The organism is Pseudaeromonas sp. HNCC25DJ182 (assembly GCF_055413365.1).
The window spans coordinates 34,241-48,239 of sequence record NZ_JBVAYG010000004.1; the positions used below are offsets into that span (position 1 = coordinate 34,241).

Annotated in this window: 10 protein-coding genes, 1 tRNA gene and 1 other RNA gene; 5 read left to right on the plus strand and 7 right to left on the minus strand. The window is 55.4% G+C overall.

The annotated features are described in order from the left end of the window. Window positions 1–4: 4 nt before the first annotated feature. A complete protein-coding gene (locus tag ACZYUB_RS04785) occupies window positions 5–769 on the minus strand; it encodes a DNA repair protein (protein WP_463945979.1) in 765 nt (254 codons plus the stop codon). Between the two features lie 231 nt (window positions 770–1,000). Between ACZYUB_RS04785 and cysB the strand changes: the two genes are divergently transcribed. Further along, window positions 1,001–1,975, plus strand: a complete 975-nt coding sequence (gene cysB, locus ACZYUB_RS04790; RefSeq protein WP_463945981.1) for an HTH-type transcriptional regulator CysB — start codon at window positions 1,001–1,003, stop codon at window positions 1,973–1,975. A gap of 226 nt (window positions 1,976–2,201) precedes the next feature. Here cysB and ACZYUB_RS04795 read toward each other — a convergent pair whose 3' ends face one another. The 3 genes from ACZYUB_RS04795 to pabB form a co-directional block, all read right to left on the minus strand. Then, the gene (locus tag ACZYUB_RS04795) at window positions 2,202–3,566 is read right to left on the minus strand and encodes an L-serine ammonia-lyase (RefSeq protein WP_463945982.1); all 1,365 of its coding nucleotides are present in this window, start codon (window positions 3,564–3,566) and stop codon (window positions 2,202–2,204) included. Window positions 3,567–3,742: 176 nt separating this feature from the next. Further along, entirely contained in the window at window positions 3,743–4,366 is a 624-nt protein-coding gene (locus ACZYUB_RS04800; RefSeq protein WP_463946194.1) for a CoA pyrophosphatase, read from the minus strand. 62 nt (window positions 4,367–4,428) lie between these two features. Continuing rightward, on the minus strand, window positions 4,429–5,835 hold the full coding sequence (gene pabB, locus ACZYUB_RS04805; protein ID WP_463945983.1) for an aminodeoxychorismate synthase component I: 1,407 nt from the start codon (window positions 5,833–5,835) through the stop codon (window positions 4,429–4,431). Between the two features lie 161 nt (window positions 5,836–5,996). Between pabB and ACZYUB_RS04810 the strand changes: the two genes are divergently transcribed. The 4 genes from ACZYUB_RS04810 (at window position 5,997) to ACZYUB_RS04825 (ending at window position 9,272) form a co-directional block, all read left to right on the plus strand. Continuing rightward, complete coding sequence (locus tag ACZYUB_RS04810; protein ID WP_463945985.1) at window positions 5,997–7,523, plus strand: fumarate hydratase; 1,527 nt, start codon at window positions 5,997–5,999, stop codon at window positions 7,521–7,523. 302 nt (window positions 7,524–7,825) lie between these two features. Beyond that, window positions 7,826–7,913, plus strand: a tRNA-Ser gene (locus ACZYUB_RS04815). A gap of 42 nt (window positions 7,914–7,955) precedes the next feature. Then, a non-coding RNA gene (locus ACZYUB_RS04820) (RtT sRNA) lies at window positions 7,956–8,077 on the plus strand. An 847-nt stretch (window positions 8,078–8,924) separates the two neighbouring features. After that, entirely contained in the window at window positions 8,925–9,272 is a 348-nt protein-coding gene (locus ACZYUB_RS04825) for a RidA family protein (protein WP_463945986.1), read from the plus strand. 229 nt (window positions 9,273–9,501) lie between these two features. Here ACZYUB_RS04825 and ACZYUB_RS04830 read toward each other — a convergent pair whose 3' ends face one another. The 3 genes from ACZYUB_RS04830 to mqo all read right to left on the minus strand — a co-directional run bounded on the left by ACZYUB_RS04830 (window position 9,502) and on the right by mqo (window position 13,988). Continuing rightward, the gene (locus ACZYUB_RS04830) at window positions 9,502–10,968 is read right to left on the minus strand and encodes an EAL domain-containing protein (RefSeq protein ID WP_463945987.1); all 1,467 of its coding nucleotides are present in this window, start codon (window positions 10,966–10,968) and stop codon (window positions 9,502–9,504) included. Between the two features lie 462 nt (window positions 10,969–11,430). Further along, window positions 11,431–12,414 (minus strand): DUF481 domain-containing protein, encoded by a 984-nt coding sequence (locus tag ACZYUB_RS04835; RefSeq protein WP_463945989.1) that lies wholly within the window; start codon window positions 12,412–12,414, stop codon window positions 11,431–11,433. 83 nt (window positions 12,415–12,497) lie between these two features. Further along, window positions 12,498–13,988: a malate dehydrogenase (quinone) gene (gene mqo / locus ACZYUB_RS04840; RefSeq protein WP_463945990.1), complete on the minus strand. Its 1,491-nt coding sequence runs from the start codon at window positions 13,986–13,988 to the stop codon at window positions 12,498–12,500. Window positions 13,989–13,999 lie beyond the last annotated feature (11 nt).

The following is a 13,999-nucleotide window of genomic DNA, read 5'->3' on the forward strand; positions in this document are numbered from 1 at the left end:
GCTGTTACCACTTACGTTTAGGTTGAAACAACACATCCAGATCGTCTTTTTTCTCGTTGAGTTGATCGAGCTCTTTCTGGTTGGCTTGCTCCAATTGTTCGGCCATTTCCCGCAGAGCCATCCGCATCTCTTCTTCACGAGTGATGAGCCAGGCATCTTTGTCGTGGATGGCGGCGAGGGTGGTGATCCCTTTGGTTAACATCTGCTTGGCACTACCGAATTGGCGTTGCACTCGGGCATCCAGTGCCCGCTGGATCAGGTTGGCGATGTTGATCTTCAGCAACAGGAGCTCGAGTCGACGATCTTCGGCAACAAAGGCTTGCGGATCGATCTTGCCCTTGTTTTGCTCAACCCGCATCACGGCCCGGATTTTCTTCACCAGTTGCAACATTTGCAAAGCCTGACGATCCGAATCCGGAGCGCGAAACGGACTCTCTTCGTTGGCCTGATAGTGCTCTTGTACATAGTTGATCTGTGCGGTGACATCCTGGATCCGTTGCCGCACAGAATTCAATGCCGGATTTGCTTGGGAGATGGCGCGCAGGGCATCCAGAATACGGTTTTGCAGCAACAGAACCAGTACTTTGGTATATGGCAGACGGCTGGCATTGAGCAGTAGCTCATCGGACTCATCAATGATGAGCTTTTGTTTGGTCATCAGGATCCGGCGATCGGTTTCTTGCTTCTGCTTGTATTGCTGCATGATGTTGTAAGCAATCACCAGGAACAACAGGGCCCCGATGGATAATAGCACCAGTGTTAATACCATAGTGGTTCCGGACCTCTCCTGGTCATCTCGAGCTCTAATCTGTTGATACTACTATAACTCAGTTGGGTGAACGAGTGACACAGGGCAAAGACTGTACTTTGAGCGCTATCGCAAGCTCGGAGGGCCACCGCCAGAGGGATGCGGGCGGTCATTGGTGTGCCATTGAGGAAAACAGAGATATTCATCTAATATTTGTTAGTATGAATAAACAGTCTCTTATTCTGGAACGCTATGAAACTTCAGCAATTGCGCTATATCGTCGAGGTGGCGAACCACAGTCTGAATGTCTCCGCAACCGCCGAAAGCCTCTATACCTCACAACCGGGTATCAGCAAGCAAGTCCGGATGCTGGAAGATGAACTGGGGGTGCAAATCTTCGAACGCAGCGGTAAACACCTGACCCAGGTTACCCCGGCGGGGCGCGACATACTGCGGATTTCCCAAGAGATCCTGGCCAAGGTTGAAAGTATCAAATCAGTAGCGGGTCAGTTCACCAATCCGGACCAGGGGACTTTGAATATTTCGACCACCCATACCCAGGCTCGCTATGCCTTGCCCGAGGTGATCCGGGCCTTTATCAAGCGCTACCCCAAGGTCTCCCTGCATATGCACCAGGGATCGCCAGCCCAGCTGAGCGAATCAGTGGCCAAGGGCACGACCGACTTTGCCATTGCCACCGAAGCTCTGCACCTGTATCAGGATCTGGTGATGCTGCCCTGCTACCACTGGACTCGCTGCCTGCTGGTGCCCAAGGGGCATCCCCTGGCCGAGCTCTCGCGGGTGGAAATTGAAGATTTGGCGCGTTTTCCGCTGGTGACCTACACCTTCGGCTTTACCGGCCGCTCGGAGCTGGATTCGGCATTTGGACGTGCTGGACTTGAGCCGCGGATTGTTTTCACCGCCACCGATGCCGATGTGATCAAGACCTACGTCAAGATGGGGTTGGGCGTTGGCGTGATTGCCAGCATGGCCATAGATCCTGCGGTGGATACCGATCTGGTCAAACTCGATGCGACTCACCTGTTCCAGTCCAGTACCACCAAGATCTGTTTCCGTCGCGGCATCTTCCTGCGCAGCTATATGTATGACTTCATGGAGCGTTTTGCTCCCCATTTGACCCGGGATCTGGTCGACAAGGCCCTGGCCCTCAAGACCCCCTACGAAGTCGAGCAGTTATTCGAGAACGTGGTGCTGCCGGTGCGATAACCCGGTGCCGAATGCAGGCCAAAAAGAAGGCTACCTGCGGTTAATTCTTGTCAGTTAAGGGTTTCAGGAGAGACAACCTCTCTTGCCAACTCGCCGTAAACCCTTCCCTGGGGGCTCGATGGCGGCATCCCTGCCGCCAACGGTTGGCTCAAAAGGCTATCTCTCCTTCGCTAACTGACTGGCATTGCTGCCTTGCGGTAGCCTTTTTCATTCTGTAGTCAGGCGATTAGTCACAAAACGAAACTTTAATGGCCAGACCGCCCAGCGAGGTTTCGCGGTATTTGGCGTTCATATCCTTGCCGGTGGCATACATGGTGGCGATGACTTTATCCAGCGATACACAGGCTTTGCTGGTACGACGTAGCGCCATGCGCGAAGCGTTGATCGCCTTGACCGCGGCAATCGCGTTGCGCTCGATACAGGGCACCTGCACCTGACCTGCGACCGGATCACAGGTCAGCCCCAGATTATGCTCCATGGCAATCTCCGCCGCCTGGCACACCTGCTCCGGACTGCCGCCCATCAGCTCTGTCAACCCGGCCGCCGCCATCGAGCAGGCAACGCCCACTTCTCCCTGGCATCCCACCTCGGCACCGGAGAGCGATGCGTTCATCTTGTACAACAGGCCGATACCGCCAGCAGCCAGCAGGAATTTGCGGGCATCATCGGCGGCCAGCGGCTGGATGAATTTATCGTAATAGGCCATGACGGCCGGGATGATCCCGGCAGCACCATTGGTCGGGGCCGTGACCATGCGCCCGCCGGCGGCATTTTCTTCACTGACGGCCATGGCAAACATGTTGACCCAATCGATCACCGCCATCGGATCGGTTGATAAGTGGGTATTGGTGACCAGTTGCCGCCTGAGCGCCGCCGCTCGGCGCGGCACCCGCAATGGACCGGCCAATACCCCTTCGGTCTGGCAGCCTTGAGTGATGGAGTGCTGCATGATCTGCCACAACTGCTGGCAGCGCTGCTGAGTCTCAGCCTCCGACTGAAAACTCAACTCGTTCTGCTGCATCAGATAGGAGATAGAGAAACCCTGGCGATGACAGTGAGTGAGCAGTTGTTCCGCGCTGTCAAAGGGCCAAGCCACCGTGGTCTGGAGGACATCGGGGTTTTGCAATTGATCGGCGGCGACAATAAAGCCACCACCTGGAGAAAACCAGGTTTGGCGAAGCAGCGAGTGCTCGCCAGAAAAGGCTTCAAATATCATGCCGTTTTCATGCTCCGGCAGTGCTGTGCTATGAAACTCCAAATCCTGATCGCAAAAGGCGACACCTGGCAGGCCGCCCGCCAACGGCAAGTTTCCTGAATCACGGATTGTTTGCAGCAGCTCCGGGATCCGCTCGATAGGGACGGTTTCGGGCAGATAACCACAGAGTCCCAGCATGATCGCCATATCGGTGTTGTGGCCGCGTCCGGTCAGCGCCAGCGAGCCATAGACGCCGACTCGTAGCCGGGTGACTTGGCCCGATAGTTGTTGGTGCTGCAACGATTGCACAAAGCGATGGGCCGCCTTCATGGGACCCACGGTATGGGACGAGGAGGGGCCAATGCCGATCTTGAACAGATCGAAAATAGAGATCATGAATACGCCACCGGTTCGAAAAGAGGTGAAGGTTGAAACAACAAGAGATGAATGCCACAGGACTGGCTGATTATAAAATATGATCTGGTAATTACCGCTATCTATTAGCGATATATTTTGGAAAATCCGGTTAAGCAATCGTTTTTCAATGCTGTGTTCTTTATGTGCTGCTTTGATTATCTCGTGCCGCTGACTTGCCGCGCCAACTGCCACAAGATCCGCGCCGTTGCGCCCCATACCAGACGTTGTTGCAGCGTGATACCCAACACAGTATGCCGCTGTGATCCCCGCTGCACCTGCCAGCGGCCATAGTTGGCCGGATCCAGTAACGGCGCCAGCGGCAGCTCGAACGCCTCGGCTACTTCATCGGCTGCCGGGATCAGCGGATAGTCGGGTGCGAGCAATCCGATAAACGGCACCATACGGTAGTGGCTGACGGTGGTGTGGGCCGGTAACTCGCCCAGCAGCTGGATATAGTGAGCAGGAATACCCAGCTCTTCACGGGTTTCACGCAGGGCTGTGGTCGCCAGATCGCCATCGTCCGGATCTTGCCGTCCCCCGGGGAAACTGATCTGGCCCGGGTGGTGACGCAGTTGCACACTGCGGCGAGTGAACAGCACCGACAGCTTAGCGTCACGGACAATCACCGGGATCAGCACCGCCGCCGGTTTAAGCGAGATGCCGGCAACCTGGCGCCAGGCCGGTTCGCCCGCGCCCGGGGTCAACAGATTAAACGCGGTCAGCAGTCGCGGCAGGGTCCAGGCCGCGCTTGGGCCCGAGGACGTCAATTTGGAGGCCATCGACTCCTTGGGCGAGCCTATGGGCCAGGTTTTCCCCAGGCTCCACTCACCGGGCAAGTGGCCTAGCATGGTGCTTCCGCCGCCAGGATCGGCAGGATCTTTGCCAGCTTGTGGAAGGTCTCTGCATATTCATCGACCACATTGGAGTCCGCAACCAAGCCGCCACCGGCCCAGACATACAGCTGACCGCCTTCGGCGATCAGGGTGCGGATGGTGATGCTGGTATCCATCTGTCCATGCTGGCTGATATAGCCGATGCTGCCGCAATAGGCGTTGCGTCGATGGGGCTCCAGCTCTTCAATAATTTCCATGGCGCGGATCTTCGGCGCCCCCGTGATGGAACCGCCGGGAAAGCAGGCGCGTAGCAGATCCGTGGCTCTGAGTTCGGGCAACAGATCGCCCTCGATGGTCGAGACCAGGTGATGGACAGCGGGAAAGGATTCGATGGCAAAGAGGCTGGGCACACGCACCGAGCCGGGCTGGCAAACCCGGCCGATATCGTTGCGCAGCAGATCGACAATCATCAGATTCTCGGCCCGATCCTTGGGGGCTTGCCGCAGTTCATCAGCGGCTGCGGCATCGTCAACCAGGTCGTGGCGGCGGGGGCGAGTGCCCTTGATCGGCTTGGTGCTGACTGCGCGACCGGCCAATGCCAGGAAGCGTTCCGGCGACAGGCTGAGCACGCAGGCATCCGGAAGGCGAATAAACGCCGAGAACGGCGCCTGATTGTGCGCACTGAGCTGAGAGTAGGCTGACCACTCATCGCCCTGATAGGGAGCGCTAAAGCGCTGGGTCAGATTGATCTGGTAGCAATCGCCGGCGGCCAGGTAGGCTTGCACCTGCTCGAAGCGCTGGCGGTAACCGGCCTCATCCATATTGCTCAACCAGGGGGCAGTCAGCCTGAGTGGTGTAGTCGACAGTGGCTGTGCGTGCTGGTGCATAAACCAGTCATAGCGACGCTGCCAGGCCGCCTCATCCCCGAGCACCACCAAGGACGCGATGTGCCGCTGGTTATCCAGTACCCAGGCCCAGTCGTAGATACCGATGGCCATATCGGCCAGCTGGATATCCGCCTGGCACTGGCTGGGCAGGCGCTCGAAGCGACGGCCCAGATCATACCCCCAAAGGCCTAATGCCCCGCCGATAAAGGGCAGCTCGCCTTGGTAGTCCGCGAGCTCGCCCAGCAATTTTCGCTGCCACTGTGCCAGCAGGCTCAGCGGGTCGTCACGACTGATAGTGCGCTGTTCGCCATGGATGATGTGGGTCTCGGCGCCACGGGTTTGCAGGGTAGCCAGCGGCTCGGCACACAGAATGTGGTAGCGGCTATCGGGATGTTCCGGGCTGGCGGATTCGAGCAGCATGGCCCATGGCTGATGGGCGAGGGGAGCGAACAGTTGGCGGCCAGCTCCCGGGTTACTCAGTGATAACTCATTGAAAGAAAACTGCTTGATGGTGAGCACATTCAACATTTTTTAACCTGACGAGCGGGATTAGCGGCGCATAAATGGCGCCGGATCGAGCTGCAGCGTATCATAAGCCGGTGATGGGGCAAAAACTGCCTCTCGACCTGAGGAATGGCACGGCCATCGCGCTGCTTGCTGTCCATTTCGCCCCGCATTCGGAGACCCACATGGCTGTGATCAAACAACAGGATTTTATTGACTCCATTTTCGATGCTCTGCAATTCATCTCCTATTACCACCCCCTGGATTTTGTCGAGGCGATGAAGCAGGCCTACGACCGGGAGCAGAGCCCGGCGGCCAAAGATGCCATCGCCCAGATCCTGATCAACTCCCGCATGTCCGCCGAAGGTCATCGGCCTCTGTGCCAGGACACCGGCATCGTCACCTGCTTTGTCAAAGTCGGGATGCAAACCCAGTGGGATGGTGAGCTGACGGTGCAGGAGATGGTGGATATCGGCACCCGTCGTGCCTATACCCATCCCGATAATCCGCTGCGGCTGTCCGTTCTGGCCGACCCTGCCGGTAAGCGTCTGAATACCAAGGACAATACCCCGGCCGTGGTGCATATCGAGCTGGTGCGTGGCAACCAGGTCGAGGTGATGATCGCGGCCAAGGGTGGCGGCTCCGAGAATAAATCCAAGGTGGTGATGCTCAACCCGTCAGATTCGGTGGTGGATTGGGTGCTCAAGACCATTCCGACCCTCGGTGCCGGTTGGTGCCCGCCGGGCATGCTCGGCATCGGTATCGGCGGCACGGTCGAAAAAGCGGCGCTGATGGCTAAAGAGTCCCTGATGGAGGTCATCGATATGACCGAGTTGCAGGCGCGGGGAGCCCAGAATCGGGAAGAAGAGCTGCGGCTGGAGCTGTATGAGAAGATCAACCAGCTAGGGATAGGCGCGCAGGGGCTCGGTGGCCTGACAACCGTGCTGGATGTCAAAATCAAATCCTGCCCGACCCATGCCGTGTCGCTGCCGGTCGCACTGATCCCCAACTGTGCCGCGACCCGACATATTCACTTCATTCTGGATGGCTCGGGTCCTGCCGAGTTGATTCCGCCGCCCATTTCTGCCTGGCCTGAGATCCAGTGGGAAGGTGCCAAGAGCGCCCGTCGCGTGCAACTCGATGGCATCACCAAGGCCGAGATCGCCAGCTGGAAAGTGGGTGAGACCCTGCTGCTCAATGGCACCATATTGACTGGCCGCGATGCCGCCCATAAGCGTATCCAGGATCTGCTCAAGGCCGGTGAACCGCTACCGGATGGCGTCAATTTCGAAGGACGCTTTATCTATTACGTCGGTCCCGTGGATCCGGTGCGTGACGAGGTGGTCGGCCCCGCCGGTCCCACCACATCGACCCGCATGGATAAATTCAGCGAAACCATGTTGGGTGAGGCGGGTCTGTTCGGCATGATTGGCAAGTCCGAACGTGGCCCGGTGGCGATTGCCGCGATCAAACAGCACCAGGCGGCCTATCTGATGGCCGTTGGCGGCGCTGCCTACCTGGTGTCCAAGGCCATCAAAAAGGCGCGCAAGGTAGCGTTTGAAGACTTGGGGATGGAAGCCATCTACGAATTCGAGGTGGTGGATATGCCGGTGACGGTCGCGGTCGACAGCCAGGGCAACAATATTCACGAGATGGGCCCGGCCCACTGGAAGGCGATTCTGCAACCGGTCGATGTAAAAACCGTCGATTAGGCACCAAGGAGGGAGGCGATGCGCCTCCCTTGTCGCATTAATAGCCAAACGCATTGTTTTATCAGAAATTTCTATTGTAATCGTCGCCTGGTTTCCCTATTATGCCGCCCGTCGTCAGCCAACGCTGATGGGCAAGGTGATGAGCTCACACCTAAATAAGAGTTCGACAACGGTGAGGTGTCCGAGTGGCTGCCCAGTCTGCGCAGCAGACGATGAAAAAGAGCACGCATGGCGTGCGACGCAGCCACCTCACAGCACGGTTAGAAGGTGATGAACTCACGCCTAAACAAGAGTTCGACAACGGTGAGGTGTCCGAGTGGCTGAAGGAGCACGCCTGGAAAGTGTGTATACGGCAACGTATCGAGGGTTCGAATCCCTCCCTCACCGCCATCTTCAAAGAAGAGCTGCAGCAATGCGGCTCTTTTTGTATCTGCAATTCCCGCGGAGGGAGGGTGAGGGCCCTCGTGGGTTCGAGCCGAGCGTAGCGAGACAACATCGCGTAGCGATGGCCCCGCAGGGGGGCGCGATAGCGCATCATCCCTCCCTCATCGCCATATCAATGAAAAGAGCCCTATCGAAAGATAGGGCTCTTTTCATTTATCCGGTGATGGGAGGATTGGGTTCGAACCCTGGTTCGACAAAATGGCAGGATAGCCATTTTGGACTGCCAACTGCAGCCCGCAGGGCGAGCGCCATGGACGGTGCGAGTCAATCCCGACCGGGGGCTGCAGATGATGCCCTATAACAGTCATCATCTTGGAACGATGTTCCACTCTATCCCCTCGGTTTAGGCTGATCCGGTCCCGCCTGGCAGACGCTTGCTATCTGTTCACCTCCGGTGAGCGGCGGCGGGCCAAGGGGGCAAAAGGCTTGCCCCCTTGACCCCTGGCCTTGAGCTTATGCCGACTGCCGGGACAACTCCGAGCTGCCGGGCTGCTCTCCATCGGCCGGGAGCCACACGCCATCCATGGCGTGACGCTCCCTTTTGCGGTCATCCTGACCGCGCACCGATTCCAATCAACCCTGCACTCGGCCCGGCAGACGACTTCTGGTTTTGGCGTATAAGATCAAGAGCCTGTCATAGATAGTATCGGGATATCGGCCTTCTCATCTGCAAATTATCGCTAGGTGGCTTCACGCTCATATTTCTAGGCACCAAGGGCTCTGTGTAATCGTATGCATAATTTGACATATAAATGCCGTTGCTATTATTTCAGCATCAATGAAGCTCCGAACCCTGGATATTTGATACATAGCACATATAAACCGGATTAATGGACGTACGCTAGGGCCCTCTTTATGAAAACAGCGCTGGCTGTGTTATATCGGTTCGGCTCATTAGTATGCTCAATTCTATTGCGGGTCAGCCTATCCTAAATATCCAAGCTATAGGGGGGATTTATGTCCGAGATCCAACACTTGGCTACACCATTTAGTTACTCCTCCGCGGTGGTCGCCGGTGATTATGCATTTATTGCCTTACACCGCGGGTTCGGGGATGATTTTGAAACCCAGTGCAAAGGCGCCCTGGATGGGATACGGCAAACCCTGGAGCGGATCGAGGTCCCCTTATCCTCCCTGGTCAAGGTCACGGTATGGATTAAACATATTCAGGACTTGCCAGTGATGGAAAAATTATTTACCGGGTACTTTGCAGCGGGTAAATATCCGGCACGCATGACGGCGACGACGCAATTTTTTGACCCGGATTGTCTGGTGATGATCGAGGGCATTGCATTTTGTCGCTGATGAAGGTGACGAATGCATATAACATAAGTGTTTATTTATTGCTTCAGTCAGTCGCGGTAATATTCGGCATGGCCAATGGAATTTCTGCAGGACTCTTTATCGTGATGGGGGATATAGAGTCCTGAAACAGATTGTCATTGCAGTATGCGATCTATTGACTGTCTGTTGTCACTATTCGGCCTCGACTATATATTTGAGGCTATCTCCATGGATCTGTGGCAATCCGATATTATCCATTCGCCAGGTCCATTTGTTGGTCGATGGCTTTTAAAAAATCTTTCATCGGTACCGGTCGGCCAAATAGGTAGCCTTGTAAGGATCCCACGCCTCTATCACGTAGATAATCGGCTTGTTCTCGGGTTTCAACGCCCTCCGCGACCAATGAAATACCAAGCCGAAGCCCGAGATCAATGACATTATCGACGATATGCTGGGAGAGTGGCTCGGTGCCAATGCGACGCACGAAGGATTGGTCGATTTTGAGGGTATCCACTTTGAAGTTTTGTAAATAGGCCAGACTGGAGTGACCGGTACCGAAGTCATCAATCGCCAGACGAACACCCATATTACTGATATCCTCAATCAGCTGTATGGTGCTGCCATCGGTGATCAGCGTTTCCCGCTCGGTAATCTCGAGTCCCAGTTGAATATTCTTGGCATGGGTGCGGGCCAGAAATTTCCAACACTCACCCAGTAACCGATTGTTTCTACAGCATGCTCCGCTAATATTGAAGCTTAAATGGAAATTTTTGGGAAACTCACCAGCATACTCTTCGAGTTGCTCGGCCACGCTACGCATCAATTGCCAGGTCATAGGGGCAATGAGTCCACTGGCTTCGGCCTGGGGAATAAACAGATCCGGATTAATGATTCCGACCGAAGGATGTTTCCAGCGCATTAATACTTCGGCACCACAGATTTTATGACTTTTGGCATCCACCAGGGGCTGAACAAAGGGAATAAATTCATGAGCCCGAATTGCGCGAGCTATTTCGCCAATCGGTGAACGGGGCCGCCCCAATAACCACCAGGTCACCACAGAGACCAACAGGGAGAATAGCGTTAAAAAGCCAACACTCACTTTATTGTTGCTTAACACATCGGCAAGGCGGTTGACCGGGGACAAGAGAATATGAATGGACAGAGGGAACTTTGTCGAGCTCAATGATTCATGGCGATAGTGATCTGAAAAGGTAACGTTATGCCTGAATTCGCCTTGACCATCCAGCCAATAATAGCCGACGTTTAATAGGGCATTTGAATTTTCCCGCCGCGTTGATAGGACGTATCTGAGTGTGTCGGAATCAATGGTACTGACGACCTCTCCATCGGGAAATGCCGAGCGTAAGGATAAAAATGGATGTTCTGGCGTGACAAAATTGCCCGGAAATAGCTGTAATCGACCCGCTTGATAGTCGGGATTTTTTTCTCGCCAGGAGCGAACACCAAAGATAGAGGAACAATAAAACTGACCATCATGGGCCAGACTGCTGGAGCGAATCACGGGGGATAAGGCCGCAATTTTACTCAGGGCAATGGTGACATTCGCACAGGGGGCCGTTAATAACTCGGCCGCTTGATGATTGCTCTTATCCGCTTCAAGGAGTAACGCCTCGACATCCGTCAAGATGCGCCTGGCATCGCGCAGAGAAGCTTCTTCTTGCTGGGTTTTATAATTCTTTTGCAGTAACAACATGCCGACGCAGAGGAATAAAAGAAAACACAGCAGGGCATAACACAATCTCAGCCAAGGGCGGGAGATATCCAGAAAAGGTAGGGTCATAGTAGCCTATACCGGGTGGCGAAATGATCTAAATGACTTGTGAAAAGCCCGTCTAAACAATGAAAACAGACGTCAACTTACAATCGAAATTAGTTACTTTTGAATTTTAAGTTTCGAATAAGTCCAGCATGATACATCCATCAATTAGATGATTCCATAACAAATCTTCCGTGTAAACACAGGAATGCAAGCGGTTACATGATTTTTATTTCAATATGGGTGCACTGCGAATGGATCCCTTTGTCGATGCGAATTCACCACGCATGCTTATATTGAGACCCTTATGGATCCATTTATTGGCATATGAAAGATCATCAGAGATAGGATTATTCGGCTGCGGCAATCAGGTCGCTGTTGCTCGCCGGGTCCGCGACATCAGAATCTGGCCCCTAAACTCAATAGGTGACGCCACTCCTTATTATCATCGGGCACCAACTTCTGGCCTGCCCATTGCAGCCAGACATCATCCCACTCAATTTCGCTGCGCCAGGAGAGACTCAGAAAATCGTTCAGGTAGTAGCGTAAGCCCAGTGACGCCTCGATGCTCTGGTTGAGCGTGACATGAGGCGAAACCTGATCCAGGTAGCGGGTATAGGAGCCATCGGAGAAGAGTTCGGTACTGCCTTCCCAGAACGGTTGTCGATATTCCCAGCCCATAGACGCGAACGGATAACTGGCATGGTGAGCATTGAAGATCACATTCAGGCCATTATTTCCTTCCTGCCAATAGCTTTGACTGAGGCCACCTTGCAGCACCGCCTCGAGGCGCCGTCGTTTATCATTCCAGAAGCGATAACCAGGGCCGGTTCCGTAGTCGACGCTCAGGTAGCTGATGGCCAACATGTCATATTGGTAATAGATGGAGCTGCGCCAGAACCATTGCTGATCCTGAAAATAATCGGCCATGGGTTTGAGTCGATATTTATGACTCTTGGTGACGCCATCTACGGTTTCGTAGAGGTATTTGCCTTCCAGGGTATAACGCCAGTCGAGATCGGCCAGCTCGACTTGCCCAGTGAAGTCGATGTTATCGGTTCGTTTGTCGTTGCGTTTGAGCTTGACGCTGAGATCCCCTTGTCCAGCCCAGAACCAATGAGGCTCGGTGCTCGAGGTACTAGCGGTGAGAGCCCCTGGTTTGACCGGCTGAGGGCGGGTAGAGGCGAGTTTACTCAAGCGCCAGCGTTTGACGGCATCGCGGCGCACCGTCAGGGGCGCACCATAGGGCAGAGCGATACGGATCTGCTGCTCTTCGATCGCCTCGATATGACCACTGAGGCGATCACCATTGCGCATCCATAAGGTATCGGCCTGCGCGGCCAGACAGCCAGTTACTCCCGCCAATACGATCCATGCCCGCATATCCCGACTCCTTGCTGCGCGGAGGCTGACCCGGTTGCCAAGGCGTCAATGGCCCTGGCGCCATGGTGGCCGTGTTTATTCGGCTATACGGATAGTTTCAGCCGCTCCAGGGTGTAGGCTCTGACCTGGGCCGCCAGTTCGGCATCCGTGATCAGGGAGCGGCCGAAGGAGGGGATCATCGCCTTGAGCTTGTCCTGCCAGGCGGCCGTTTGCATCTGCTGCGGGAAGCAACGCGCCAACACATCCAACATGGTTTTGACACTCACAGAGGCGCCGGGAGAGGCGCCCAGTAACGCCGCCAGGCTACCATCCTCGGCGGCAACGATTTCGGTACCAAACTCGAGTTTGCCCCATTTCTGGTGACAGCCCTTGATGATCTGCACCCGTTTGCCGGCGTGCGCCAGTTTCCAGTCTTCCGGACGGGCCAGTGGCATAAACTCCATCAGTGATTCCATGCGTTGGCCGTGATTCTTGAGGGCCTCTTTGACCAGATATTTCGTCAGCTCCAGGTTATAGGTACCCGCGCCAATCAGGCTCTTCAGATTGTTGGGCTTCACTGATTTGACCAAATCCAGCCGGGAGCCATGTTTCAAGAAACGGGTGGTAAAACCGGCGTAGGGACCGAACAGCAGACTGGGTTTGCCATCGATGATCCGGGTGTCCAGATGGGGCACCGACATGGGGGGCGCTCCCACTGGAGCCAGGCTGTACACCTTGGCATGATGCTGCTGAACGATGGCTGGATCCTGGCAAATCAACCACTGACCACTCACCGGAAATCCGCCATAACCTGCGGCTTCCTTGATGCCCGATTTTTGCAGCAAGTGCAGCGCGCTGCCGCCAGCCCCTAAAAAGACGAACGGGCTTTCGATGGTCAGGGTTTCGCTGCCCGGCAGTTTTCTCGCCTTCAGGGTCCAGCGTTTTTTCCCGCCATGGCTTTGGTGTAGCCCCATCACCTTGGTGTTGGTCAGCAATTCGAAACGGCCCTGCTGCTGCAAGGCGTGGATCAGGGTTCGGGTCAGGGCACCGAAATTGACATCGGAGCCATGCTCAACGCGCGTAGCCGCCAGCTTGGGCTCGGCGGCGCGGCCTGCCAGCATCAGGGGCATCCAGTGTTGCAAGGTGTGCGGATCCTCTGCCCACTGCATCGGTGCGAACAGATGATGGGAGCTCAGCGCCGCATAACGGGATTTGAGAAACGCAATATTCTGCTCGCCCCACACCGCACTCAGGTGCGGAACCCGGTTGATAAAGGTTGATGGATCGAGTGCGGGATCGGACTCCACCAGATGGGACCAGAACTGCAGCGAAACTTCGAACGCGGCATTGATGTCCAGTGCTCGTTGAATGCCGACGTGACCCTGCGCATCGGGCGGTGTGTAGTTAAGTTCGCAATAACCGGCATGGCCGGTTCCGGCGTTGTGTAGCGCTTGCGAGCTTTCCTGAGCCACATCCGGGAGCTGTTCAATCATACAGATATGCCATGCCGGGTTCAGGCGGTGCAGCAACATGGCGAGTGTTGCGCTCATAATACCGCCGCCAACCAAAGTAACATCTGCCTGAATCGAAGCCATGGAACCCACTC